We start from the raw sequence: 23,545 nt of genomic DNA, 5'->3' as shown, positions 1-23,545 counted from the left end.
TTTTTTATGATTTTTAAGTTTTCCTTTTATGGTACAATGTAGGAAAAGGAGGCGATGCAATGTTTCGCTTTTTCAAAAGTGGAAAAGAGGAGAGACAAATTACGAAGGATGAATTAGAACAAGCGATGGCTAAGTTTCTAGAAAAAAATGCAAATATTGTTTATACAGTATTAGTCAATGAAGATTACACAGTGAATTATGACCTATTAAAACCTTATTTAGCAGCATTCCCCACTAATTCGTTCATTATAACGAAGGAAACACTTGAGGTATTTGAACATACAGAAGAAAATTTAAAACTTGTAAAAGAAATTGACCTTGTGCAAAAAGCAGTAGATCAATATGTGACTGAGAAAGAAATGTTCCCGATTGTAGAAGATAATGAAGATCGTCTCATATGCGGAATGAAATTAGCACCATATTTAGATCGTATATTAAAGCGAGATTTATATATTTCAGAGAAGCATTATTTAGTTTCAAGTAAACCAGATAAAAGTAAAAAAAATATAGTTTAGTATGAAAACAACAATAATATATTGTTGTCTTTTTTTGTATTTAAAAGACTTTGAGACTATATTTTTATAAATAAATCGATCATTTTATCAATATGGATTTGAATTATAAATAGAGTGCTAGAAAGGAGTGATGTATGACGGGAAGCTGTAAATTCATTAGTAAAAGTCACCTTTAAAAGTGGGTTTGTTATAAAAATATTAATCTATAAAATAATGAATTGGAAAAATATGAGGGTTCGTACAAAGAGTTCTCATTTTATATGTTTTTTGTTCTAAGAAAATATATATTAAAGTACATTTATTATACTTTATATGCAAATGTCCAATCAAGAATTCTATCAATTTCATACAGATATAAAATCAGAGAAAGGAGGTGTTTTTATGGTTAAAAATCTCATTGTTAACGGAGGATTTGAGACTGGGACACTTTCTCCGTTTCAGACTGTGAATGCTGTGATTGACGCTACACGTAGTCATTCTGGTTTTTACAGTGCAAGTCTTTCTGGCGGAATTGTAGATGCAATTATTGTGCAAGAGGTACCTGTATCCCAAAATGAAAGTTATGAATTACTTGTCTCTCTTGCAAAAAATGGAGGAGCTTCAAGTCCAGTTATTCGGATTACGATTGCTTATTATGCGGGAGCAGTTAGTCCAACTAATTTTATAGGATACGGTTTAAATACTATAATTCCACTCAATCGTCTTCCAGATAGTAGTCAAAATAATTGGTTGGAATTGTATTTCATTCCTTCTTTAGTGCCACCTACGGCTACTAATGCTACTGTAGCTATCTATAAGCCAGGTCAGATTGGAAGCTCAAATGTGGTTATAGATGATATAGCATTGTTAGCATTTGAACAATCAGGCCCAGCAGGACCAACGGGAGCAACCGGCCCAGCAGGAGAAGCAGGACCAACGGGAGCAACCGGCCCAGCAGGAGAAGCAGGACCAACGGGAGTAACTGGCCCGACAGGAGAAGCAGGTCCGGCGGGAGCAACTGGCCCGGCAGGAGAAGCAGGTCCGGCGGGAGCAACTGGCCCGACAGGAGAAGCAGGTCCGGCAGGAGAAGCAGGACCAGCGGGAGCAACCGGCCCAGCAGGAGAAGCAGGACCAACGGGAGTAACTGGCCCGACAGGAGAAGCAGGTCCGGCGGGAGCAACCGGCCCAGCAGGAGAAGCAGGACCAACGGGAGCAACTGGCCCGACAGGAGAAGCAGGTCCGGCGGGAGAAGCAGGTCCGGCGGGAGAAGCAGGTCCGGCGGGAGCAACTGGCCCGGCAGGAGAAGCAGGACCAACGGGAGCAACTGGCCCAGCAGGACCAACAGGAGCAACTGGCCCGGCAGGAGAAGCAGGACCAGCGGGAGCAACCGGCCCAGCAGGAGAAGCAGGACCAACGGGAGTAACTGGCCCGGCAGGAGAAGCAGGACCAACGGGAGCAACTGGCCCGGCAGGAGAAGCAGGACCAGCGGGAGCAACTGGCCCAACAGGAGAAGCAGGACCAACGGGAGAAATTGGCCCAGCAGGAGCAACTGGCCCGGCAGGAGAAGCAGGACCAGCGGGAGCAACCGGCCCAGCAGGAGAAGCAGGACCAACGGGAGTAACTGGCCCGACAGGAGAAGCAGGTCCGGCGGGAGCAACCGGCCCAGCAGGAGAAGCAGGACCAACGGGAGCAACTGGCCCGACAGGAGAAGCAGGTCCGGCGGGAGAAGCAGGTCCGGCGGGAGAAGCAGGTCCGGCGGGAGCAACTGGCCCGGCAGGAGAAGCAGGACCAACGGGAGCAACTGGCCCAGCAGGACCAACAGGAGCAACTGGCCCGGCAGGAGAAGCAGGACCAGCGGGAGCAACCGGCCCAGCAGGAGAAGCAGGACCAACGGGAGTAACTGGCCCGGCAGGAGAAGCAGGACCAACGGGAGCAACTGGCCCGGCAGGAGAAGCAGGACCAACGGGAGCAACTGGCCCGACAGGAGAAGCAGGTCCGGCAGGAGAAGCAGGACCAACGGGAGCAACTGGCCCGGCAGGAGAAGCAGGACCAACGGGAGCAACTGGCCCAGCAGGAGAAGCAGGACCAACGGGAGCAACTGGCCCGGCAGGAGAAGCAGGACCAACGGGAGCAACCGGCCCAACAGGAGAAGCAGGACCAACGGGAGCAACCGGCCCAACAGGAGAGACTGGCCTCTAAATAGTACACATATTTCTTGTAATTACATTTATTCTTTAACTAAAAAATGTTAAGCTCATGTGTAAAAACAAAAAGTCATTCTGATAATGAATCAGAATGACTTTTTTGTATTAATTTCCGTAACTGTATCTTAATATAATACAAGTTTTATAATTTTTGAAATAACTTACTTCGGGTAACTCATTTTGAAATAATCATTTAAATCGATAATTATGAAAGGTTCATGTTATTGTAACTCAAATGCGTCTGCTAATAACTGATAAGACTTTAATTTATCCTCAAATTGATGAGTAATGGTAACAATCATAAATTCTTCGGTATTGTATGCTTTGCTTAATTCCATAATTTGTTTTTTTACTTGTTCCTGATCTCCAACAATCATACGTTGTCGATTCTCTTTAATGCGGAACAAGTCATAAGCACTATAAGGATAGTTTTGTGCTGTTTCAATAGAAGGAGTACCAGTTGTACGCTTTCCTTGTTCTAATAATAGAATTGATAAATCTAGACTAGAAGCGATTTTTTCAGCCTCTTCGTTTGTTTCCCCGCAAATAACAAAAATCGAAACGATTGATTTCGGTTTATCTCCTAAGAAAGACGGCTGGAATTGTTCTTGATAAGCTTTCATCACTTCTGGGCCACCATAACCATTAATAAATTGGGCGAAGGCGAAAGCAGCTCCTTGCTTTGCGGCAATCGTAGCACTTTCTCCGCTGGATCCGAGCATCCATATTTCAGGTGTAGTCGGAATGACAGGAGAAGCTTTTAGATTGGCATAGTGATGGTTTTCGGGAATCTTGTCATGTAGGTACATTGCTACATCTTGTATTTGATCGGGGTACTGATCGAGAGAAATCATTTTTCCTTCTTGTAACGCGCGCGTTGCAATAGGCATGCCCCCTGGTGCACGACCTACTCCAAGGTCAATTCGATTCGGATACAGTGCCTCTAATACCCGGAAGTTTTCAGCTACTTTATATGAGCTATAGTGAGGAAGCATAACGCCACCGGATCCCACACGGATGCGATTTGTTTTCGCAGCAATATGAGATATGAGTACTTCGGGGCTTGAACCAGCTAAACTGACAGAATTATGATGTTCAGATACCCAAAAACGAGTAAATCCTAGTTTTTCTACTTCCTGAGCGAGTGTTACTGTATTAGAAAAAGCTTCAGTTGCTGTGCTCCCCTCAGAAATAGGGGATTGGTCTAATACACTTAGTTTTATCATAGAATATACCTCTTTATCTTTAATGTACATTCTATTATATATTTACTTACAAAAAATGCGTAGAGAAATGCTCAAATGAAAAGCGAATGTTTTCACATTCGCTTTTCGTGAGAAATTCCACGTTCATAATGATTCATTTCCACTAAAGTTAAAATATATTCGTAGTTATCGATTTCCATCTTAATTTTATTTTGATCTTCTTCACTTAAATTTTCATCTAATAACTTTTTGCATAGCAGTTGTTTTTTGAATTGTAAATATTTTTTTGTCTCAAGATAGTCGTAAGTACGTTTCATTTTTATCAATTCCTTCCTTACATTTCCTACCTGTATTTTTATTATACGATAAGAAAGTGAAAATGAGAGCTAATCATCATTATTTATTGTTGAATATTCAGAAAAACCCTGTGCTGTTCTATCATATTCATGAATAAAATTCAGTGAAACGTTGTTTTATATTTATGAAGTAAGGGGTGGAATGATGCAAGCACATATACAATCTCGGTTCACAATTAATGAAATGTTGACAATCATTGACAAGGGATTACCAAAACCGGTACAACCGAAACAAATAATTATAATTGGTGCTGGAATGGCTGGTTTAGTATCAGCATCGTTACTAAAAAGTGCAGGACATCATGTGAAAATTTTAGAAGCAAATAATCGTGTAGGTGGCCGGATTGAAACGTTTAGAATAGAGGGTACTGAATTATATTTTGAGATGGGAGCAATGCGTATCCCATATGTACATACATTAACGATGGCTTATATAAAAAAGTTTGGGCTACAAGTGGCCCCATTTATTAATCGAAGGGAAACAGATATTATTTATGCGAATGGCAGAAAAACAACATTGAAACAATATGAGACGAATCCTAGTATATTACGTTATCCGGTAGCAATGAATGAAGAAGGAAAAACATCTGAGGAATTATTATTATTAGCGATGCGGCCAATTATTGAATTTATTAGAAAAGATCCAAATAAAAACTGGGCAATTGTTGAAAAAGATTTTGGAAAGTATTCAACAGCGCAATTTTTAAAGTATTACACTTATCAATATAATACGAATTTTTCACCTGTAGCAATTGAAATGATGGGTGTACTTTTAGATTTAGATGGTTTTTTAGAAAGAGCATTTGTTGAAACGTTACGTTACATATATACACTGCAGGAAGAAAGCGGTTTTTGTGAAATTCCAGGAGGCAATGACCAGCTTCCGAAAGCTTTTTTACCTCAGTTACAGGATGATATTATATATAATCAAAAATTGATGAAGCTTCATCAAAATGAAAAGGGAGTGACCGCATATTGCAGGCATGAAGAAACATTTGAGTATAGTAGCATAACAGGTGATTTAGTGATTGTTACAATTCCATTTTCTACAATGCGCTTTGTTGAAATTGATCCTTTTGATTCTATATCACATGACAAGTGGAGAGCAATTCGTGAATTACATTATATGGCCGCGACTAAAATAGGAATTCAATTTAAAAGTCGTTTTTGGGAAGAACAAGGACAATTAGGAGGCAGGATTATAACAGATTTACCAATCCGCTATGCATATTATCCAAGCCATGGTATTGGCTCAAAGGGACCAGCTATGATGCTTGGGAGTTATACGTGGTCATACGATGCGTTATTATGGGATGGATTGTCAAAAGGTGATCGTATATATTACACATTGCAAAATTTAGCGACTATATTAGGTAGCCAAGTGTATGATGAATTTATGTCAGGAGTAGTAAAAAATTGGACATTAGACCCATATGCTTTAGGTGGATTTGCGATTTTTCAGGCAGGACAAGAAACAGAACTGCACGCAGCTATTATAAAACCTGAAGGGAAGATTTATTTTGCTGGGGACCATACAACGCTTTATCATGGGTGGATACAAGGTGCAATTGAGTCTGGAATACGTGCAGCGGTTGAAGTGAATCAATTGAGTGTATAAGCAGGAATATATTGTGCTGATCGGAAAGTTCAGAAAAAGCTATTTACTGTGTGGCCAGGATTGAATATTATTATATATAAAAGAAAAATAGGAGTGTTTGGAATGAATCCGTTATTACTTGATTTTTCATCTGAATTTTACACGGATAGACTTTTTATCCGGCTACCAAAGCCAGGAGATGGAAAGGTAGTATATGAAGCTATCAATGCATCGATAAAAGAATTAAAGCCTTGGATGACTTTTGCTCAAAAGGAGCAAACAGTAGAAGAAATCGAGGCGAGTATAAGAAAATCACATATTCAATTTTTACAACGTGAAGATTTGAGACTACTAGTATTTTTAAAAGAAACAGGTGAATTTGTCGCTTCTGCTGGATTGCATCGTATTGATTGGGAAATAAGAAGATTTGAAATTGGATATTGGATAGATTCGCGCTTTGCTGGAAAAGGCTATATGACAGAAGCAGCACAAGGTATTATGGATTATGCTTTTTCTGAGTTACAGGCAAACCGGATAGAGATTCGATGTGATTCGCGAAATGTAAAAAGTAGAGCGATACCTGAAAGACTAGGTTTTAAATTAGAGGGAATTTTAGAAAGCAATAGTGCAGCAGTAGATGGTAATGGATTAAGGGATACTTGTGTGTTTGCAATGACAAGAAATAGGTATGAAAAAGAGGAGCTATAATAGATTAGCTCTTTTTTGAATTGTATTATTAGTTAAGTTTTAGTCGTTATAAGAACTGTTTAATGATTTTTATCCAACCTAAATAGGAAGCTCCTAAAAGAATAGCCCATAAGAATGCAAGTCTTGCATTTCTTGGAATAGATAACCAAATTCTGAGCAGTTTCCAGGAGGGATCTTTATTTGAGTTATTCATAAAAAATCATCCTTTTTATGGTGATTATAACATGAAAAGGAGTGGGTCGTTCAATACATATTATCATGTAGCACATTAAGGCACGGGATGCTCATTCGAACTTTCAAAGATGGTAAACCATTGCTGACGATCTAATGTGAGATGCTTACAATAAATATGTTTTTTCTGTATGATATAATGTATAGAGATATAGGCATAAGGAGCTGTAAAAAATGATTCCAGTAACAATTTTAACTGGTTTTCTTGGATCTGGGAAAACAACATTATTGAATCGTATTTTGTCGGAAGAGCATGGAAAGAAACTAGCAGTTATTGTAAATGAGATAGGTCAAATTGGCATCGATAATCAACTAATTATGAATGTAGAAGAAGAAATTATGGAAATGACAAATGGCTGTTTATGCTGTACAGTGCGTGAAGACCTACTTGTTGCTTTAAAACAATTACTTGACGTAAAAGCAGAAGAAAAAATGGATTTTGATGGTCTAGTGATTGAGACGACAGGTCTTGCAAATCCAGGTCCAATTATCCAAACGTTCTTTCTAGACCCGGTTATTCAATCAGCATACCAAATCAATGGCGTTGTCACAGTAGTGGATAGTTATCATATACATAAACACTTTGAAAAAGGATTAGAAGCAAAAGAACAGATTGCTTTTGCTGATATGATATTGGTAAATAAATTAGATTTAATTGAAGAGTCGGAAAAGGAGCAGCTTCTTACTGAATTACAAGGTATAAATCCAACTGCAAAATTAATTCCAACAACAAATTGTGAAGTGGATATCCCGGGATTATTAGAAATTCAAACGTTTAAAACGCGTGATACATTAGAAATTTATCCACATCAAGAGCATCATCATTTAGAAGGTGTGAAATCATTTGTATTACGTGAAGAGCGTCCGCTTGATTTACAGAAGTTAAACGAATGGATGTCAGCTGTCGTTCAAGAATTAGGAGAGTATTTATATCGATATAAAGGAATTCTTTCGATTGACGGAGTAGATCGCCGAATCGTTTTCCAAGGTGTTCATACATTATTCGCAGCTTCTTATGACAGAGAGTGGCAAGAGGGAGAAGAGCGAGTGAGTGAAGTAGTCTTTATCGGGAAAGATATTAATAAAGAATGGTTCCAAGAACATTTTAAAGAATGCGTAAAATAAGCTTGCTAATTTAGCAAGCTTATTTTTGTTACTAATCTCTACCAGCTTCAACTAATTTCTTTGCGACAATTGTTGGTTTAACATGGAACATAGTCATGTGATCACCTTGTGTAGTTACTAAACGAAATAATCCAAGGCGATTTGACATGTGAGGATGCCATCCCGATTCTTTACCTTGTGGAACTGCCGTGTCTTCGGTTAAGTAGAAATAACTTTTGGGGATATTCAATTGATAAAATTTTGTAAGGTCCAGTTTTTCAAAGAGAGGTCCAGCAGGTTCTGGTGTAACAGTTTCATAAACTTCTTTTGCTAACGCTAAGTCTGCATTATTCATAAAGGTTTCTCGCCAAATAGGAAAAGGCAATTGGATAGCATTATTTTTCGATTTTTTTGCAAGCTCAGCCCAAAGTTTTTTTCCTTCGACTGGGATTTCATCAGCTGCACTTTCTCCATTTGCTAAGACAAATGCGTCCATAAAGACGAGTCTATGGATTCGATCTGGAATTTGCTCGGCAACTTTTGAAATAACAGTACCACCAAAACTATGACCAACAAGAACAAAGTTTGTAATATTTCTTTCTTTCACATAAGTAACTACAGATTTGACATAATCAGAATGTTTTACAGCTTTATTCGTATCTTTTCCATGTCCAGGTAAGTTAGGCGTATATACTTTATGGCCCATTTGTTTCAACTCATTAGCTGTTTTATCCCAATAACTATAGTCTCCCCAAGCCCCGTGAACAAGTACAAACGTAATGGGTTTTTGACGTACTACATCCATATCTGTCTCTATTTTTGCTTCGACTGGGATAAGGAAGTTATTACTGCTTAGTACGATTAAAATAGAAGTTACGATTCCGAATAAGAACTTGAATGCTTTCAACATAAAACCTCCATTTACTACAGATTTTGCACATGTGTATATATTTTCGCTGAAAGATTGTTTTTATTCTTTTAGCGTGTAGTTATTAAAAATAGAAGTGTTTCCTTTTTAGAAAAAAGGATAGTATTTTATGATAAAAGAAACAATTATAAATTTAATGGAAAGTTGGAAAATGAAGCATGGTCATTTTGTAATCAAAGTCGGAGGAGGAATGCAAGAAAAGAAGGAGGGATACAAATGCCTTATTAATAAAGTAGGAATCTATCTTTCACTGAACTTTTTTTGTTTTAAATGAGCTTTGGGAGGATGTCCGTGAATAGTAGTAGAAAATAAAAAAAGCCTGCTTTCACAGGCTTATACTTTCATTTATTTGTAATTCCATTACAACACCAACAACGGGGCCCTCATCATCTATATCACCAGTTAAGTGAAACCCGAAAGACTCATATAGTTTCATTGCTAATTTGTTTTCTGAATGAAGACTTAAATAAATCTTTTTGCATTGAAATTTTTGTTGTAAATACTGAATTAGCAGGCGGAGAAACCGTTTTGCATACCCGTTTCCTTGAAAGTGGTAATCAATCATAAAACGATCTAACCATACGCTGTCATCTGTTGCTGAATACCAACCATACATTGCGTATCCAATAAGTGTTTCTCCATCATATAAACCTACTGACGTTCCGTTTTCTTCAAATAAAGATTCTGCCAAAGAAAACGCATTACTCTCTATAAATTGTTGTTGCTCTTTTGCTACGTTTAAAGCAGCGATTGAACGCCAATTATTTACTGTTACTTCACAAATGTGAAGGTTCATAGTTCCAACTCGCTTTCTGAAGTGTGATAAAGCTGATATGGATCATTTTACTTGTTCTTTCGTTTCAGTCAAGGTGATGTATAGAAAAAAGGCAGCTGAATATGTTCAGCTGCCTTACAGAAAAGGTTAGCTTGTAGCTTCTTTTAAAGCATTCGCATTTTCTTCCATTAATGTGAAGTAATCTTTGTTTTTCTTTGCATCATCTTCAGAAATAGTAGCAAGGTGATTTAAACGTAAAATTTTTGTTCCGGTTTCTTTTTGAATAACTTCTGCGACTTTCGGAGTAGAGAACGTCTCAAAAAGAATATATTTTAAACCATGATCTTTTGCTGTCTTTGTAATAGTAGCAAGTTCTTTTTGTGAAGGTTCATCGGAAGCCGAGATTCCAGCAACTGGTATTTGTTTTAATCCGTAGCGTTTTTCCCAATATCCATATGCAGCGTGAGAGACTAAAATGTCTTTCGTTTTTGCATCGGAAACAACAGATTTAAAATGATCATCTAAATCGGTGAACTTTGTTTGCAAGGCAGCGAAGTTTTTCTCGAATTCTTTTTTATGATGTGGCTGCAATGCTACAAGTGCATTTTTAATTTTTTCAGCTTGTTTCATCGCAAGTGTAGGGTCAAGCCATACGTGTGGATCTTTGTCGTGATGGTGATGTTCTTCCTCTTTATGCCCTTCCTCATGATGTTCTTCTTCTGATGAAGCGATAAGAGCAAAGTCTTTAGATGCATTAATAACTTTTACATTCTCTTTTTTTAATGTTTTTTCCATTTTTTCTGCAAACGGTTCTAATTCTGCACCGTTATACACAAATAAGTCTGCTTTCGCAATTTGTACGGTCTGTTTTTGACTCGGTTCATATGTATGAGAGTCAGCACCAGGTGGGTAAATCGCTTCAACCGTTACATAGTCACCACCGATTTTTTTAGCGAAATCAGCCAGTGGAAAAATAGTTGTATACACAGAAAGCTTTCCATCTTTTTTTGCTACATCATCTTTTTTGCCGGAACATCCAGCGAAAATTAATGTAAAAACAAGTATAAAAGAAAATGCTAGTAACTTTTTCTTCATGTAGTTCTCCTCTTTTCTGTCTTTTCCAAGTTTATTTTCTCCAAAAAACATTTTTTGTTACAAAACGTAATAATTACGTTTTAAGTTGCGAACTTAGTATAATACATCTTTGTGAAAGTTGCAATAAATAATAATCATTCCGATTTGATTTTGTTATAAAGTTGTCAAAAAGAACAGTATTAATTTTCATGAATGTCACATATATGACAACACTTCTTTCATATATTGAAGTAGAAGGGTATGACAGGGGGATGAGAAGTTGGATTACTTAATGGAGGCGATTTTATTAATATTAGCGGTAGTTTTACCGTTAACAAGCGTTTTGCTATTCCTGAAGACATTAATAAATAATCTAGGTGACTCTACAATAATAACAAAGCCACCAAGAGAAAAAGGAGAGAAGAGTAAGTAAAGCACTTGCGTCAAGCATAGTGCTTTACTTATGATAGAATAGGTAAAAGGGAACTCCTAGCAATAGGATTTGTGCTATCTGGCTCGACGGATGGTATAAAATTAGATAAAGAGGTATAAAGATAAATGAATAAAAGAACAGCCTTAGTACTCGGCGCAAGTGGTTTAGTTGGACAAGAAGTGACGCAGCTATTACTTGATTCAGATTACTATGATTCGGTTATGATTTTTGTCAGAAAACCGCTGCAATGGGAACATGAAAAGTTACAGCAAAAACAAGTGGATTTTTCTATACTAGAAGAGTATAAGGAATTTTTTGCTGTTGATGATGTCTTTAGTTGTCTTGGAACAACGATTAAGAAAGCAAAAACAAAAGCGAATTTTAAAAAAGTAGATTATGAATATACATTACGGGCAGCTTGTTTGGCAGAAAAACAAGGTGTACAAAATTTTCTCGTTATTTCTTCAATGGGGGCTAATCCAAAATCACTTTTCTTTTATTCGCAAGTAAAAGGAAAAATGGAGGAAGAGCTTCAAAAGCTAGTCATTGGTGGAATCCATATATTTAGACCCTCGTTATTGTTAGGGGATCGAGAAGAGTTTCGTTTTGGAGAAAGAATGGCTGAGAAGATATTTGGTGTTTTACCATTTGTATTTAATGGTACCTTAAAAAAATATAAGCCGATAACAGCCGAGCAGGTCGCAAAAGGAATGTATTTAGCAGCACTACGTGAAGAATCAGGTGTTCATATTTATAATTCCACAGAGATTACAATGATGAAATAATAAAAACGAGAAGGCAGTCCCTTCTCGTTTTTGCTTTATCTTGCGATTTTTTGTTTAAAAATCAGTAGAAGGTGGGAGAAAATTGATTAAAGTGTAACGGCATTCAGTTCTAATTCACCTTATCGACGAATCTGGGTTATTTTACCATGAGTACGTTGATATTGGTGAGGCTCTTCTAATTCAAAACCAAGTTCATTAGCAGCTGTTCTTGGAAAATAGGGGTTGCGGAGTAGCTCGCGACCAATAAAAATTAAGTCTGCAGCATTATTCCCTCTTATTGCAGTTCCTTTTATTGTATCATTATCATTTTTGTTTCCCTAATAAAACGCTCATTCTCGAAAATTCGTGCATTTGTGTTACAATTATTGAAATGAATTAAATTGGGGGATAGAGTATGTATCGAGCTTATTATGAAAGTGAAATAGGTTTACTTGAAATTACTGCCAATGATGAGGGGATTATTTCTGTTATTTTTGTGGAGGAGCGGAAAGAAGAAAATAAGAATCAAATTGTAGAACAATGTATTGCTGAATTAGATGAATATTTTAATCAGCAGCGAACTGAATTTACAGTACCATTGTCAGCAGTTGGAACGCCATTTCAAAAGAAGGTTTGGGATGCGCTTTATACGATTCCATATGGAGTGAGCGTCTCTTATCTAAATATTGGAGAAAAAATTGATAATATAAAGGCAGTACGTGCGATTGGTGGAGCGAATAGCCGCAATCCAATTTCTATTATTGTTCCATGTCATCGTGTAATTGGAAAAAATGGAAAACTGGTTGGCTATGCAGGTGGACTATGGCGAAAAGAATGGTTATTAAAACATGAAGGGATTTTGAAATAGAGTGAAACACCGTTCCGGTGGCGATAGTAGTTTTCAGTGATTAGAGGTTAATGGAAATTAGTATTCAAGTATGAACGGAATGGGTTCACACATTATTTGTGGGTACGCTATCCTGTGAAAGCCTCTTTCTGCAAGTAACTAAGTTTCAAGTTGTTGGACAAGAAGTATAAATCGCGGATAAATAATGGAAAGAGGGATTATTTTGCGTTGTATAAATTGTGAGAATCCTTGTTCTGATGGTCAGTTTAATTGTGAAGGTTGTCAGCAAGTTTTACATAATAGAACGAAAGAGGAGATCTCGGCAATAGAAAAAGATATGGAGCAATATGTAGGAGCGCATTATCCATACTTTAAAAGGAAATGGGATAAGGAAAAGAAACGAATAGCAAGATGGAGCTGGAATGGATGGGCTGCTATTTTTAATGTTGGATGGTTTGGATATCGAAAGTATTACTTACCGGCTTGCTTATTTGTAATCTTATTCGTAGCTTGTGACGCATTTTCGTATTATATGGGTTTCAATGTAGCGCTCCCAATTATTAATATGGTTCCGCTTACTTTCTTATTGCTCATTTTAATGATGATAGGAATCGGGATCTTTGCGAATGGATTATACTATCGATTTGCTGAGCGGAAAATATACCGGATAAAAGCAAGAGGGATAAAGAATGAAGATGTTGAGAATTATCTTATTCGTGATAGTGGTGGAACAAGTAAATTTGGAGTAGCTATTGTTACAATTTTGACAGTTGCTAGTATATTTATGAGTCACTTTTTCTTTCCCACGGATCGAGATGTCATTCAAAAAGTACGGGCAAGTTCCCTTTATGAATATCCTTTCTTTTCTATTGGAGAATCGTTTGAACAATATTTTAAGCAACCAACCTGGGTTTATTACCGCGGGGAAGATGGATTAGAATTGGTAGAATTTCATGGATACAATCATGGTATGGCAAGGCAACAAATTGTTATTCAATTTGTTGTTGATTACAAGTTGCATGAAATCGAACCATATTCTTTTATAATTAACGGTGAACCACAAGGTGAAAAAGAATTCTTAAAAATGATGGAAGACGTATTTCGTGTGCAAGATCTTTTTGAGCTGAACGATGGATTGCAAAAAGATAAAGAAAAAGAGATGTTATAAGAAGTGAATGTGAAAGCAGATGAGGTAGCTTTTACATTCATTTCTTTTTTTATTTTTATGAAGAAAAATATTTAAAATAATCTGAATTTTTTGTATAATAATATCGTACATACTTTACTGTATACATAGAGATTGGGGGAAGGAAGAATGAAGAGAAAATTTGTAACGTTTGCTGCACTTACATTGTCAACAAGTATGTTCGTTGCAGGTTGTGGAAATGAGGAGAAAGCATCGACAACGAAGAAAGAAACAAGTAAGGGGATAGCCGATAAGCAAGTGCTAAACTTACTAGAAACAGCAGAAATTCCTTCGATGGATACGTCAAAATCAACAGATTCCGTATCATTCCGAGTATTTGTAAATGCAATGGAAGGTTTATATCGTTTAGATAAAGATAATAAGCCAGTTCCAGGCATGGCAAAAGATGTGAAGATTAGTGAAGATAAGAAAACATACACGTTCGAATTAAGAGATGCAAAATGGTCGAATGGTGAGCCGGTGCGTGCACAAGATTTTGTGTATGGCTGGCAACGTGCACTTGATAAAGCAACAGCAGCTGAATATGCATTTATTTTATTTGATGTAAAAAATGCGCAAAAAGTTAATAAGGGAGAGTTACCTCTTGACCAGCTAGGTGTCAAAGCAAAAGATGATAAAACATTAGTGGTAGAATTAGAACAGCCAACTCCATATTTTCTAGATCTTACATCATTTCCAACATTCTTTCCTTTAAATGAGAAGTTTGTAAAAAAACAAGGCGATAACTATGCGTTAGAAGCTGATAAAATTTTATACAATGGACCGTTTACGTTAAGTGAATGGAAACATGAACAAAGCTATCAATTAAAGAAAAATCCGAATTATTGGGACAAAGATACTGTAAAACTAGAAGAAATTAATGTTGGTATTGTAAAAGAAACGAGCACAAGTGTGAATCTGTATGATAATGATCAAGCAGACCGCGTAATTTTAACTTCAGAATTTGTTGATAAATATAAAAAGAATAAGCCGGATGAATTTAAAACGAAACTAGATCCGCGCATGTATTTCTTGCGTTTTAATCAACAAAACCCAACATTTAAAAATCAAAAAGTGCGTGAAGCGATTGATTTAGCGTATGATAAAAAAGGAATTGCTAATGTCATTTTGAATGATGGCTCATTACCAGCATATTTCTTAGTACCGGAAAAATTTACAACAGGTCCAGATGGAAAGGATTTTCGTACTGTAAATAAAAACTTCCGTGATAGTAAAGACAATGCAGAAAAAGCGAAAAAATTATGGGAAGAAGCGAAAAAAGAATTGGGTCAAGATACAATTACAGTAGAATTACTAAACGATGACAATGGTAGTCGGAAAAAAGTTGGTGATTTTATTAAAGAAGAGCTTGAAAAAAATTTACCTGGCATAAAAGTAAATTTGAAACAACAACCGTATAAACAAAAATTAGATTTAGAAAAGAAATTGCAATATGAGTTTTCACTATCAGCGTGGAGTCCAGATTACCCAGATCCAATGACCTATATCGATATGTTTATTACAGGAAGTACGTTTAATGAAATGGCGTACTCAAATCCGGAATATGATGACTTAGTTGCCAAATCGAAAGGTGAGCTGTTAAAAGATGATGCAGCACGCTGGAAAGCACTGGCAGAAGCAGAGAAAATTTTAATTGGAAAAGATGTTGCGATTTCACCTACTTATCAGCAAAGTACAGCATATTTAGAAAAAACATATGTAAAAGGAATTGCAAATCATACATTCGGTGGTGATTTTAGTTATAAATGGGCATATATTACAAAAAAATAGTATAATAAAAGATGCACGAATTTTCGTGCATCTTTTATTGGTGAGGTGACAAGGAGTGTTAAAAGGCATTAATCATATTTGTTTTTCTGTTTCCAATTTAGAAAAATCTATTCAATTTTATGAGAGAGTGTTAGAAGGTGTTTTATTAGTACGAGGAAGGAAATTAGCATATTTTGATATATGCGGAGTGTGGATAGCGCTTAATGAAGAGGTAGGTATTCCTAGAAATGAAATTCATCAGTCGTATACACACCTTGCGTTTTCTGTTGAACAAGAGGATTTTAATCGGTTAGTAAAGCGATTAGAAGAAAATAAAGTTCATATTTTACAAGGAAGAGAACGGGATGTAAGAGATTGTCAATCTATTTATTTTATGGATCCCGATGGCCATAAGTTTGAGTTACATTCAGGTACATTGCAAGATCGCTTAAAGTATTATAAGGAAACAAAGCCACATATGAAATTTTATTCATAAAGGTAATTGAGAAGAGTATGTATGCGCTCGTTACTTTTGGGGATTCAAAGTGAAAAAAGTGAATGGATTGTAGGAGCATTAGAGTTATTGGAATTACGACTAGGATGGTAAGGGGGATAAACATGAAAACAACATTATATGTAACACGTCATGGGGAAACAGAATGGAATATCGCAAAGCGTATGCAAGGAAGAAAGAACTCGAACTTAACGGAAAAAGGCATGCTGCAAGCCAAGCAGCTAGGGGAACGTCTAAAAGATATATCACTTGCTACGATATATAGTAGTCCAAGTGATAGGACGATGCATACAGCGGAATTGATAAAAGGGGGACGACACATTCCGATTATAGCTGATGAACACTTTTATGAGATTAATATGGGAACATGGGAAGGGCAGACGCTTGAGGATTTGGAGGCGCAATATCCGGAGGAAGTACATACATTTTGGAATGAGCCACACCGCTTTTGCTCCACGTCAGGCGAAAATTTTTATGATGTATATAATCGTGTGATAGAAGGAGTGAACGATCTTTTAGAGAAGCATAAAGGTGAGAGTATTTTAATTGTTTCACACGCTGCGGCGGCAAAATTACTTGTAGGTCATTTTGCTGGTCTTTCTGTCGAAAAAGTGTGGGATGATCCATTTATGCATAGTGCGAGCCTAAGTATCATTGAATTTGAAGAAAAAAAGGCTAGTGTTAAACAATTTGCTGATATAAGTCATTTTCAGCAAGTGTAAAAAAGACCGCTCTCTCGCGGTCTTTTTTACGGTTACTGCTAACAATAAAGTATTAAAAATTATTCATTATCTTTTTTATACCAAAAGTGATCAAATTTTTTCCGCTTGCAGGACGATTTTTTCTCATCTTCCCAGTCACGGCGGCGTAATTTACGATCTTCCTTCCAAGAAGAATGTTTATCGCTATCACAATCATGCTCAGGATAGAATACAGATTTTTTACAATAAGAACGTTTTGTCCAGTAATGTTTCTTTTCATGGCGCACGCATTTTGTAACGAATGTACATTTTTTCACGCGTTTACGTTCTGTAACGAATTTGCATTTTTTTTCGTGAGTAACTTTTGTAACAAATGTCCATTTCTGTACACGTACATGAGTACGTTTTGTAACGAACGTACATTTTTTCACGCGATTACATTCTGTAACAAATGTACATTTTTTCTCACGAATACATTCTGTTTTAGGACATTTGTGATCTGACTTACAATCATGTTTTTTGTGACTTGATTTACGATTGTGTTTTTTGCGACTTGATTTACAATCATATTTTGAAGAGTCATCATCATATTCAAAAGTACTTGGATCTTGATGTAAAAATTCCTCCATTCCTGCACTTTTGATTTCTTCAACGGCTTTTTGAATATCTCGCTTCATAGAAATCCTCCTTATCGTTAAATAAAATGAAAAGGTATCCCTTTTACACTAATCATGGTATGAAGAGAGAATCTCTTCTGCATGAGACAAGAGTTTAGGTTCAATGAAAATAGACATATAGCGGATATATGGACATGGACAAAATAATGAGCATACAGTAAAGGGAGAAAAAAGAAGGGATGGGAGAACAATGCTGCCTTCTTATGATTTTTTTATTCATCCAATGTATCTTGTTGAATTAAAGAAAGATATTTGGTCTGATAGTCCAGTTCCTGCGAAATTAACATATGAGAAAAGAAAATATGATATCGATATTGTTTACCGAGGAGCTCATATTCGGGAATTTGAAAAAAAATCATATCATGTGATGTTTTACAAACCAAAACGATTTCAAGGTGTAAAAGAGTTTCATCTAAATTCAGAGTTTAAAGATCCGTCACTGATTCGAAATAAATTATCGCTTGATTTTTTTCGTGACATCGGTGTGCTTTCACCAAAATCTCAACATGTCGTTATTAAAATTAACGGTCAAATTCAAGGTGTATATTTACAATTAGAGTCTGTTGATGAAAATTTTTTGAAGAGCAGAAAATTACCGAGTGGATCAATTTTTTACGCAATTGATGATGATGCGAATTTTTCTTTAATGAGTGAGCGGGATGAGGGAGTTAAAACAAACTTAGCTGCAGGATATGAGTTTAAATGCGCAAATGAACATAGTGAAGAGCAACTGAGTGAATTTGTGTACCAAGCAAATGTATTATCACGAGAGAAGTATGAAAAAGAGATTGTGAACTTTCTAGATGTTGACAAATATTTACGATGGCTAGCAGGTGTCATTTTGACGCAAAACTTTGATGGATTCGTTCATAACTATGCACTGTATCATAATGATGAAACGAATTTATTTGAAGTAATACCGTGGGATTATGATGCGACGTGGGGGCGTGATGTAGAAGGAAGGTTGTTAAATCATGAGTATATCCGTATTCAAGGATACAATACATTGAGTGCTAGAATTCTTGATATACCAGTATTTCGAAACCAATATCGAAGTATTATTGAAGAGATTTTAGAAGAAAAATTCACAGTTTCTTTTATAAAACCAAAAGTAGAGGGAATGTATGAAGTGATCCGTCCGTACCTAATTCAAGACCCGTATATGAAAGATAAAATAGACATTTTTGATCAAGAACCAGATATTATTTTTCAATATATAGACAATCGACGTCAATATATACAAGAGCATCTTCGTGAATTAACATAATGTGAAACGGGATTGATTCTTTATCAATCTCGTTTTTGTAGTTCAGTTATTTATAAAATGAAACGTTAATCAGTGGATTTTTTTCACCTCCCACTGATTATTAGTTGAACCAATCGGGCTTTTACGGGCAGTTGATCCTCACACCTACCTTCCTTGTTTCTCTCTGAATCTTGAGGTGGGGGTCTTACTGCCCGTTAATGCGGGATAGATGGTAAGCTATCTTATTGCGGAATTTGGTGGTAGTAAAGGAGTTAGATGGAAAATTCACACTGATTAAAGTTTGAAGGGATTTCAATACTTCGGTGTTGTGAAACATTAAAGTGATAATAGGATTAGTTAGAAGGTCATCTCTTTTTAATCAGTGAGACATAGCATTTTTAAGAATATATCTTGAGAGTAGGTTTTTATTTCTCGAAAAGTATGTGATAAGAGTAGTAATGCAATAAAAACATGTGGTTATATATGATAAGATGAAGTTGGATAAATTGGTAAATTATGAACAGAAAATGATTCGTACAGAAAGAGGTTCCTTTGAAATATGTATAAGTGGTCATGGTAAACTGTTATGTATTACACATCCATATTAAGAGTTCTCTAGAAATGGCCCGGAGTGTGTAGATTGTTTTAGTTTGTAGTGGAACGATGTATCGTTTCATGTAAATAGAAAATAATTTTTCATAGGTTGGTGATAATATGGAAGCAAAATGGATTGATTGGGTAAAACAAATACAAGCCATTGCTCAGGCTGGTTTAACGTATTCAAAAGATGTGTATGATCTGGAACGTTTCGGGCAACTACGTGATCTTTCAGTTACGATGATGTCTCATTATACGAAGACAGATTGGGAAGTGGTAGAAAAATTATTTGCCAATGAAACAGGTTATCAAACACCAAAAGTAGATATCCGAGCTGTTGTGCATCAGGGGGATAAATTATTATTTGTGAAAGAAAAAAGCGATGGAAAATGGGCTTTGCCAGGTGGATGGGCAGACGTTGGTTATACACCAACAGAGGTGGCAGCAAAAGAAGTATGGGAAGAAACGGGTTATAAAGTGGACCATTTTCGATTATTAGCAGTGTTTGATAAAGAAAAACATCATCCATCACCATCAGCAATGCATGTATATAAAATATTTATTGGCTGTGAAATTATTGGAGGAGAAAAACAAACAAGTATTGAAACGGAGGCGGTGAATTTTTTTAGCGAAAAGGAAATTCCAGAGTTATCGACTGCGAGAAATACAGAGTGGCAAATTAAAGAAATGTTTGCTTATGTGAAAGAGAAGGATAAAAAACCGTTACTTGATTAAGAAAAATGTATAAATCTCTCTATCTTTTTATTCATACTTGATATATGTATCATGAATTGTACATATTTTGGGTAGAGAATGAGGAATATTTGTGAGATAATAGGAAAGTATGTAAGCAGAAAAGGAGATAAAAAAGAAAATGTTAGGAAATTTAATAGAGCAGTTATTGCAATTTTTTGCAAGTCTAGGATACTTTGGAGTTGCCTTAGGGTTAATGATTGAAATTATTCCTAGTGAGATTGTCCTTTCTTATGCTGGTTTTTTAGTCGCACAAGGTGAAATCGGTTTTGTTGGAGCAGTAATTGCCGGCACAATCGGTGGTACTTTAGCACAAATCTTCTTGTATTGGTTAGGATATTACGGAGGGCGTCCTGTTGTTGAGAAATATGGAAAATATTTATTGATTAACAAGCATCATTTAGATGTAGCAGAAGGCTGGTTTAATCGATATGGAGCGGGAGTAATCTTTTCAGCACGCTTTATACCAGTTGTGCGTCACGCAATTTCAATTCCTGCGGGATTAGCAAAAATGCCTTTGAAAAATTTCACAGCATATACAGTTATTGCGATTATTCCGTGGTCAATTCTTTTTATTTATTTAGGAGAAAAACTAGGTGGGAATTGGCGTCAAATTAAAGAATATGCGGCTGACTATACGCATTACATAATTATTGGGGCAGTGCTCTTTATTGCTCTTTATTTCGGTTTAAAGTTATTGAAAAAAAGAAAAACAGTTCGTTAAAGCCAATGATTTCATTGGCTTTTTTTTATGCACGTTAGTTCTAAAATAGAGAAGTTGTCCATAATGTGTAGTAATAAAGCGTAGCGGGGGAATGAAATGAAGGGATCGCCGTTTTTACGTGGAACATTATTTTTAACGATGGCAACGATGATATCTAAAATGCTCGGATTTATATATGTTATTCCATTTACAGCAATGGTCGGTACTAGTGGATATGTATTATATACGTATGCATATCGGCCATATACTATTATGTTAAGTATTGCAACAATGGGATTACCACTCGCTGTTTCAAAAATGGTCTCGAAATATGATCAGTTAAATGACTATCATACAGTAAAACGGGTGTTGAAAAGTGGAATATTTTTCATGATTTTTATGGGGGTAGTTTCATTTCTAGTGCTTTATATGTTAGCTCCATATCTTGCGAAGCTAGTGATTGATGGAAGTGATCAAACTGGTAATAGTATGACTGCTGTTACATATAATATTCAAATTGTTAGTTTTGCGTTATTAATTGTACCCGTAATGAGTTTATTACGTGGTTTTTTTCAAGGATTTCAATCTATGGGACCGTCAGCATCTAGTGTAGTTGTAGAACAGTTTTTTCGTGTATTGACAATCTTAATAGGAAGCTTTGTTGTCTTGCATATTTGGAAAGCGTCTGTTTCGCTAGCGGTTGGAGTATCAACTTTTGGCGCATTTATGGGGGCGGCAGCTGGATTAACTGTTTTGCTTGGATTTTATATGAGACGACGGAAATACTTGAAACGGAAGGAAGTTTCTAGTATCCCACAGACAACGAAATCGTTTTTTTCTTTATACAAAGAACTATTCACGTATTCAATCCCATTTGTTGCGGTGGGACTAGCGATTCCGTTATATCAAACAATTGATACATTTACAATTAATAAGTTGTTGATAGAGATTGGTTACGTACAAATCGAAGCAGAAAAAATAAATGCGATAATTGGGCTTGTTCAAATGATTGTACTTATTCCAGTTTCAGTTGCAACAGCTTTTAGTATGTCTCTCGTTCCTGAGATGACGAAAGCTTATACAGCTGGAAATGTGCAATTATTATATAAGCATTTCACGAGAACGAATTTGCTTGTTGTAGCGATTACAATTCCAGCGGCAGTGGGAATGATACTATTAGCTAAACCTATATATACTTTTTTATTTGGAGTAGGAAATGATCCCAGTTTAGGAAGTGTTATTTTACAGTACTATGCACCGGTATGTATATTATTTTCATTGTTTACAGTTACTGCTGCGATGTTACAAGGAATTAATCAGCAACAAAAAACAATTCTTGGTTTAACTTTAGGAATTATAGTGAAAGTCGTACTCAATATTGTATTATTATCGTACTTTGACTATACTAGCTTTATTATTTCAACATATGCAGGTTACACCGTTTCGGTTGCATTTAACTTGTGGATGCTTTCTAAATATGTTATAAAGGCAACATGAGCTTTTGGAAAGACAGGGCACTCTCTGTCTTTTTCTATTTTACAAAAATTTATGGAGAAAAGCGTTTTCAAAATAATTTTCTATTGAAATTTGAACGTTTGTTTCATATGCTGAAAATGGCGGTTCAAAAACTGTTGTTTAAGTGAGGTAGATTCCCACATGTAAAAAGAATCGGGGTGATAGTATGTTAAATATTTATTTAACAGACCGAAACGGAAAACTACAAGAAATAGAAGAAATTGAAAAAGGTTGTTGGATTAATGTACTTCATCCAACAGAAGAGGAAATTCAATTTTTAGTGCAAACATTAAATGTAGAATTGGATTTCATTAAGGATCCATTGGACGATGAAGAGCGATCTCGTATTGAAAAAGAAGATGATAATGCATTAATTATCGTTGACATCCCTACAGTGAGGCATGATGAAGAAGGGAATTCAATATATGACACAATTCCGATTGGTATGATTGTAATGCCAGAATGTTTCGTGACCATTTGTTTGGAAGAAAATCCGATTTTCGAGCGCTTTATTAATCAACGTATTAAAGAATTTTATACTTTTAAAAAGACACGTTTTGCACTGCAGCTCTTATATACAATTTCTACTTATTATTTACGATACTTAAAACAAATTAATAGAAAAACAATTGATTTAGAGCATGAATTAAATAAATCAATGAAAAATAAAGAAATTTTTACATTATTAGGTCTTGAAAAGAGTTTAGTGTATTTTACAACATCTTTAAAAGCGAACAAAATTGTTATTCAAAAGTTAATGCGTAATAATAACTTTCTTAAAATGTATGAAGATGATCAAGATTTATTAGAAGATGTGTTAATTGAAAATAAACAGGCCATTGAAATGGCTGAAATATATAGTAATATTTTAAGCGGTATGATGAATACGTTTAGCTCAGTCATTTCAAATAATTTAAACAGTGTCATGAAACTCTTGACTTCTATTACTATTATTTTATCATTACCGACAATGGTTTCGAGCTTTTTCGGAATGAACGTGACAATTCCATTGCAAGCAAACCCGTATGGTTTTGTAATTGTAATGATTATATGTGCGACATTATCTTGCACGTTAGCGTTTATTTTTTGGAAGAAACGTTATTTTTAGAGATAAAGAAAGCTGCTCTAGCATAGTCGTGAGACTGCACTAGAGCAGCTTTTTT

General features: G+C 36.0%; 23 protein-coding genes and 1 pseudogene. 16 read left to right on the top strand and 8 right to left on the bottom strand.

Annotated features, from left to right (window positions below):
- The first annotated feature begins 59 nt into the window (after positions 1-59).
- Positions 60-515 carry a DUF3939 domain-containing protein gene (locus ACX5JI_RS11575; RefSeq protein ID WP_459501193.1) on the top strand — a complete coding sequence of 152 codons (456 nt, stop codon included), beginning with the start codon at positions 60-62 and terminating at the stop codon, positions 513-515.
- A 381-nt stretch (positions 516-896) separates the two neighbouring features.
- Positions 897-2,693 carry an NTTRR-F1 domain gene (locus ACX5JI_RS11570; RefSeq protein ID WP_459501192.1) on the top strand — a complete coding sequence of 599 codons (1,797 nt, stop codon included), beginning with the start codon at positions 897-899 and terminating at the stop codon, positions 2,691-2,693.
- 226 nt (positions 2,694-2,919) lie between these two features.
- Here ACX5JI_RS11570 and ACX5JI_RS11565 read toward each other — a convergent pair whose 3' ends face one another.
- Together ACX5JI_RS11565 and ACX5JI_RS11560 are read right to left on the bottom strand one after the other, a co-directional pair.
- Positions 2,920-3,924, bottom strand: a complete 1,005-nt coding sequence (locus tag ACX5JI_RS11565) for an LLM class flavin-dependent oxidoreductase (RefSeq protein WP_459501191.1) — start codon at positions 3,922-3,924, stop codon at positions 2,920-2,922.
- 92 nt (positions 3,925-4,016) lie between these two features.
- Positions 4,017-4,220, bottom strand: a complete 204-nt coding sequence (locus ACX5JI_RS11560) for a DUF3896 family protein (RefSeq protein ID WP_459501190.1) — start codon at positions 4,218-4,220, stop codon at positions 4,017-4,019.
- A gap of 184 nt (positions 4,221-4,404) precedes the next feature.
- Between ACX5JI_RS11560 and ACX5JI_RS11555 the strand changes: the two genes are divergently transcribed.
- Together ACX5JI_RS11555 and ACX5JI_RS11550 are read left to right on the top strand one after the other, a co-directional pair.
- Positions 4,405-5,877 (top strand): flavin monoamine oxidase family protein, encoded by a 1,473-nt coding sequence (locus tag ACX5JI_RS11555; RefSeq protein ID WP_459501189.1) that lies wholly within the window; start codon positions 4,405-4,407, stop codon positions 5,875-5,877.
- 102 nt (positions 5,878-5,979) lie between these two features.
- A complete protein-coding gene (locus ACX5JI_RS11550; protein WP_459501188.1) occupies positions 5,980-6,564 on the top strand; it encodes a GNAT family N-acetyltransferase in 585 nt (194 codons plus the stop codon).
- A 46-nt stretch (positions 6,565-6,610) separates the two neighbouring features.
- On the opposite strand, the gene ACX5JI_RS11545 is transcribed toward ACX5JI_RS11550, so the two are convergent.
- The gene (locus tag ACX5JI_RS11545) at positions 6,611-6,757 is read right to left on the bottom strand and encodes a hypothetical protein (RefSeq protein ID WP_459501187.1); all 147 of its coding nucleotides are present in this window, start codon (positions 6,755-6,757) and stop codon (positions 6,611-6,613) included.
- A gap of 212 nt (positions 6,758-6,969) precedes the next feature.
- Between ACX5JI_RS11545 and ACX5JI_RS11540 the strand changes: the two genes are divergently transcribed.
- Positions 6,970-7,920 carry a CobW family GTP-binding protein gene (locus ACX5JI_RS11540; protein ID WP_459501186.1) on the top strand — a complete coding sequence of 317 codons (951 nt, stop codon included), beginning with the start codon at positions 6,970-6,972 and terminating at the stop codon, positions 7,918-7,920.
- Between the two features lie 31 nt (positions 7,921-7,951).
- Here ACX5JI_RS11540 and ACX5JI_RS11535 read toward each other — a convergent pair whose 3' ends face one another.
- The 3 genes from ACX5JI_RS11535 to ACX5JI_RS11525 form a co-directional block, all read right to left on the bottom strand.
- Entirely contained in the window at positions 7,952-8,806 is an 855-nt protein-coding gene (locus ACX5JI_RS11535) for an alpha/beta hydrolase (RefSeq protein WP_459501185.1), read from the bottom strand.
- Positions 8,807-9,152: 346 nt separating this feature from the next.
- Complete coding sequence (locus ACX5JI_RS11530; RefSeq protein WP_459501184.1) at positions 9,153-9,623, bottom strand: GNAT family N-acetyltransferase; 471 nt, start codon at positions 9,621-9,623, stop codon at positions 9,153-9,155.
- Between the two features lie 126 nt (positions 9,624-9,749).
- The gene (locus ACX5JI_RS11525) at positions 9,750-10,697 is read right to left on the bottom strand and encodes a metal ABC transporter substrate-binding protein (RefSeq protein WP_459501183.1); all 948 of its coding nucleotides are present in this window, start codon (positions 10,695-10,697) and stop codon (positions 9,750-9,752) included.
- A 537-nt stretch (positions 10,698-11,234) separates the two neighbouring features.
- On the opposite strand from ACX5JI_RS11525, the gene ACX5JI_RS11520 reads away from it, so the two are divergent.
- A complete protein-coding gene (locus ACX5JI_RS11520) occupies positions 11,235-11,894 on the top strand; it encodes an oxidoreductase (protein WP_459501182.1) in 660 nt (219 codons plus the stop codon).
- Positions 11,895-12,013: 119 nt separating this feature from the next.
- Here ACX5JI_RS11520 and ACX5JI_RS11515 read toward each other — a convergent pair.
- A pseudogene (locus ACX5JI_RS11515) lies at positions 12,014-12,172 on the bottom strand (NADPH dehydrogenase); the annotation flags it as partial.
- A 116-nt stretch (positions 12,173-12,288) separates the two neighbouring features.
- Here ACX5JI_RS11515 and ACX5JI_RS11510 point away from each other — a divergent pair.
- The 5 genes from ACX5JI_RS11510 to ACX5JI_RS11490 all read left to right on the top strand — a co-directional run bounded on the left by ACX5JI_RS11510 (position 12,289) and on the right by ACX5JI_RS11490 (position 16,912).
- A complete protein-coding gene (locus ACX5JI_RS11510; protein ID WP_459501181.1) occupies positions 12,289-12,741 on the top strand; it encodes a methylated-DNA--[protein]-cysteine S-methyltransferase in 453 nt (150 codons plus the stop codon).
- Between the two features lie 202 nt (positions 12,742-12,943).
- Positions 12,944-13,888 carry a DUF2628 domain-containing protein gene (locus tag ACX5JI_RS11505; RefSeq protein WP_459501180.1) on the top strand — a complete coding sequence of 315 codons (945 nt, stop codon included), beginning with the start codon at positions 12,944-12,946 and terminating at the stop codon, positions 13,886-13,888.
- 147 nt (positions 13,889-14,035) lie between these two features.
- On the top strand, positions 14,036-15,697 hold the full coding sequence (locus ACX5JI_RS11500; protein WP_459501179.1) for a peptide ABC transporter substrate-binding protein: 1,662 nt from the start codon (positions 14,036-14,038) through the stop codon (positions 15,695-15,697).
- Positions 15,698-15,752: 55 nt separating this feature from the next.
- Entirely contained in the window at positions 15,753-16,172 is a 420-nt protein-coding gene (gene fosB, locus ACX5JI_RS11495) for a FosB/FosD family fosfomycin resistance bacillithiol transferase (RefSeq protein WP_459501178.1), read from the top strand.
- A 122-nt stretch (positions 16,173-16,294) separates the two neighbouring features.
- On the top strand, positions 16,295-16,912 hold the full coding sequence (locus tag ACX5JI_RS11490) for a phosphoserine phosphatase 1 (protein WP_459501177.1): 618 nt from the start codon (positions 16,295-16,297) through the stop codon (positions 16,910-16,912).
- Between the two features lie 59 nt (positions 16,913-16,971).
- On the opposite strand, the gene ACX5JI_RS11485 is transcribed toward ACX5JI_RS11490, so the two are convergent.
- Positions 16,972-17,568: a CotG/ExsB N-terminal domain-containing protein gene (locus tag ACX5JI_RS11485; protein ID WP_459501176.1), complete on the bottom strand. Its 597-nt coding sequence runs from the start codon at positions 17,566-17,568 to the stop codon at positions 16,972-16,974.
- A gap of 190 nt (positions 17,569-17,758) precedes the next feature.
- On the opposite strand from ACX5JI_RS11485, the gene cotH reads away from it, so the two are divergent.
- From cotH to ACX5JI_RS11460, 5 genes are all read left to right on the top strand, one after another.
- On the top strand, positions 17,759-18,835 hold the full coding sequence (gene cotH / locus ACX5JI_RS11480; protein ID WP_459501175.1) for a spore coat protein CotH: 1,077 nt from the start codon (positions 17,759-17,761) through the stop codon (positions 18,833-18,835).
- 693 nt (positions 18,836-19,528) lie between these two features.
- Positions 19,529-20,146, top strand: a complete 618-nt coding sequence (locus tag ACX5JI_RS11475) for an NUDIX hydrolase (protein ID WP_459501174.1) — start codon at positions 19,529-19,531, stop codon at positions 20,144-20,146.
- Positions 20,147-20,285: 139 nt separating this feature from the next.
- Positions 20,286-20,888: an undecaprenyl phosphate transporter UptA gene (gene uptA / locus ACX5JI_RS11470; RefSeq protein WP_459501173.1), complete on the top strand. Its 603-nt coding sequence runs from the start codon at positions 20,286-20,288 to the stop codon at positions 20,886-20,888.
- Between the two features lie 96 nt (positions 20,889-20,984).
- Complete coding sequence (locus ACX5JI_RS11465) at positions 20,985-22,364, top strand: putative polysaccharide biosynthesis protein (RefSeq protein WP_459501172.1); 1,380 nt, start codon at positions 20,985-20,987, stop codon at positions 22,362-22,364.
- Between the two features lie 184 nt (positions 22,365-22,548).
- Positions 22,549-23,490: a magnesium transporter CorA family protein gene (locus tag ACX5JI_RS11460; RefSeq protein WP_459501171.1), complete on the top strand. Its 942-nt coding sequence runs from the start codon at positions 22,549-22,551 to the stop codon at positions 23,488-23,490.
- Positions 23,491-23,545: the final 55 nt, after the last annotated feature.

This window comes from Bacillus sp. C1 (genome assembly GCF_054570475.1).
Note: the sequence above shows the minus strand (reverse complement) of the source record. Positions and strands in the feature narration are given on the sequence as shown.

Excerpts from the sequence above, each read along its gene's own strand:
- ACX5JI_RS11545 (WP_459501187.1), bottom strand. The coding sequence starts at position 6,757 with ATGAATAACTCAAATAAAGATCCCTCCTGGAAACTGCTCAGAATTTGG.
- ACX5JI_RS11550 (WP_459501188.1), top strand. The coding sequence starts at position 5,980 with ATGAATCCGTTATTACTTGATTTTTCATCTGAATTTTACACGGATAGA.
- ACX5JI_RS11565 (WP_459501191.1), bottom strand. The coding sequence starts at position 3,924 with ATGATAAAACTAAGTGTATTAGACCAATCCCCTATTTCTGAGGGGAGC.
- cotH (WP_459501175.1), top strand. The coding sequence starts at position 17,759 with ATGCTGCCTTCTTATGATTTTTTTATTCATCCAATGTATCTTGTTGAA.
- ACX5JI_RS11490 (WP_459501177.1), top strand. The coding sequence starts at position 16,295 with ATGAAAACAACATTATATGTAACACGTCATGGGGAAACAGAATGGAAT.
- ACX5JI_RS11500 (WP_459501179.1), top strand. The coding sequence starts at position 14,036 with ATGAAGAGAAAATTTGTAACGTTTGCTGCACTTACATTGTCAACAAGT.
- ACX5JI_RS11465 (WP_459501172.1), top strand. The coding sequence starts at position 20,985 with ATGAAGGGATCGCCGTTTTTACGTGGAACATTATTTTTAACGATGGCA.
- ACX5JI_RS11570 (WP_459501192.1), top strand. The coding sequence starts at position 897 with ATGGTTAAAAATCTCATTGTTAACGGAGGATTTGAGACTGGGACACTT.
- uptA (WP_459501173.1), top strand. The coding sequence starts at position 20,286 with ATGTTAGGAAATTTAATAGAGCAGTTATTGCAATTTTTTGCAAGTCTA.
- ACX5JI_RS11525 (WP_459501183.1), bottom strand. The coding sequence starts at position 10,697 with ATGAAGAAAAAGTTACTAGCATTTTCTTTTATACTTGTTTTTACATTA.
- ACX5JI_RS11510 (WP_459501181.1), top strand. The coding sequence starts at position 12,289 with ATGTATCGAGCTTATTATGAAAGTGAAATAGGTTTACTTGAAATTACT.
- ACX5JI_RS11485 (WP_459501176.1), bottom strand. The coding sequence starts at position 17,568 with ATGAAGCGAGATATTCAAAAAGCCGTTGAAGAAATCAAAAGTGCAGGA.
- ACX5JI_RS11575 (WP_459501193.1), top strand. The coding sequence starts at position 60 with ATGTTTCGCTTTTTCAAAAGTGGAAAAGAGGAGAGACAAATTACGAAG.
- ACX5JI_RS11520 (WP_459501182.1), top strand. The coding sequence starts at position 11,235 with ATGAATAAAAGAACAGCCTTAGTACTCGGCGCAAGTGGTTTAGTTGGA.
- ACX5JI_RS11460 (WP_459501171.1), top strand. The coding sequence starts at position 22,549 with ATGTTAAATATTTATTTAACAGACCGAAACGGAAAACTACAAGAAATA.
- ACX5JI_RS11540 (WP_459501186.1), top strand. The coding sequence starts at position 6,970 with ATGATTCCAGTAACAATTTTAACTGGTTTTCTTGGATCTGGGAAAACA.
- ACX5JI_RS11560 (WP_459501190.1), bottom strand. The coding sequence starts at position 4,220 with ATGAAACGTACTTACGACTATCTTGAGACAAAAAAATATTTACAATTC.
- ACX5JI_RS11475 (WP_459501174.1), top strand. The coding sequence starts at position 19,529 with ATGGAAGCAAAATGGATTGATTGGGTAAAACAAATACAAGCCATTGCT.
- ACX5JI_RS11530 (WP_459501184.1), bottom strand. The coding sequence starts at position 9,623 with ATGAACCTTCACATTTGTGAAGTAACAGTAAATAATTGGCGTTCAATC.
- ACX5JI_RS11555 (WP_459501189.1), top strand. The coding sequence starts at position 4,405 with ATGCAAGCACATATACAATCTCGGTTCACAATTAATGAAATGTTGACA.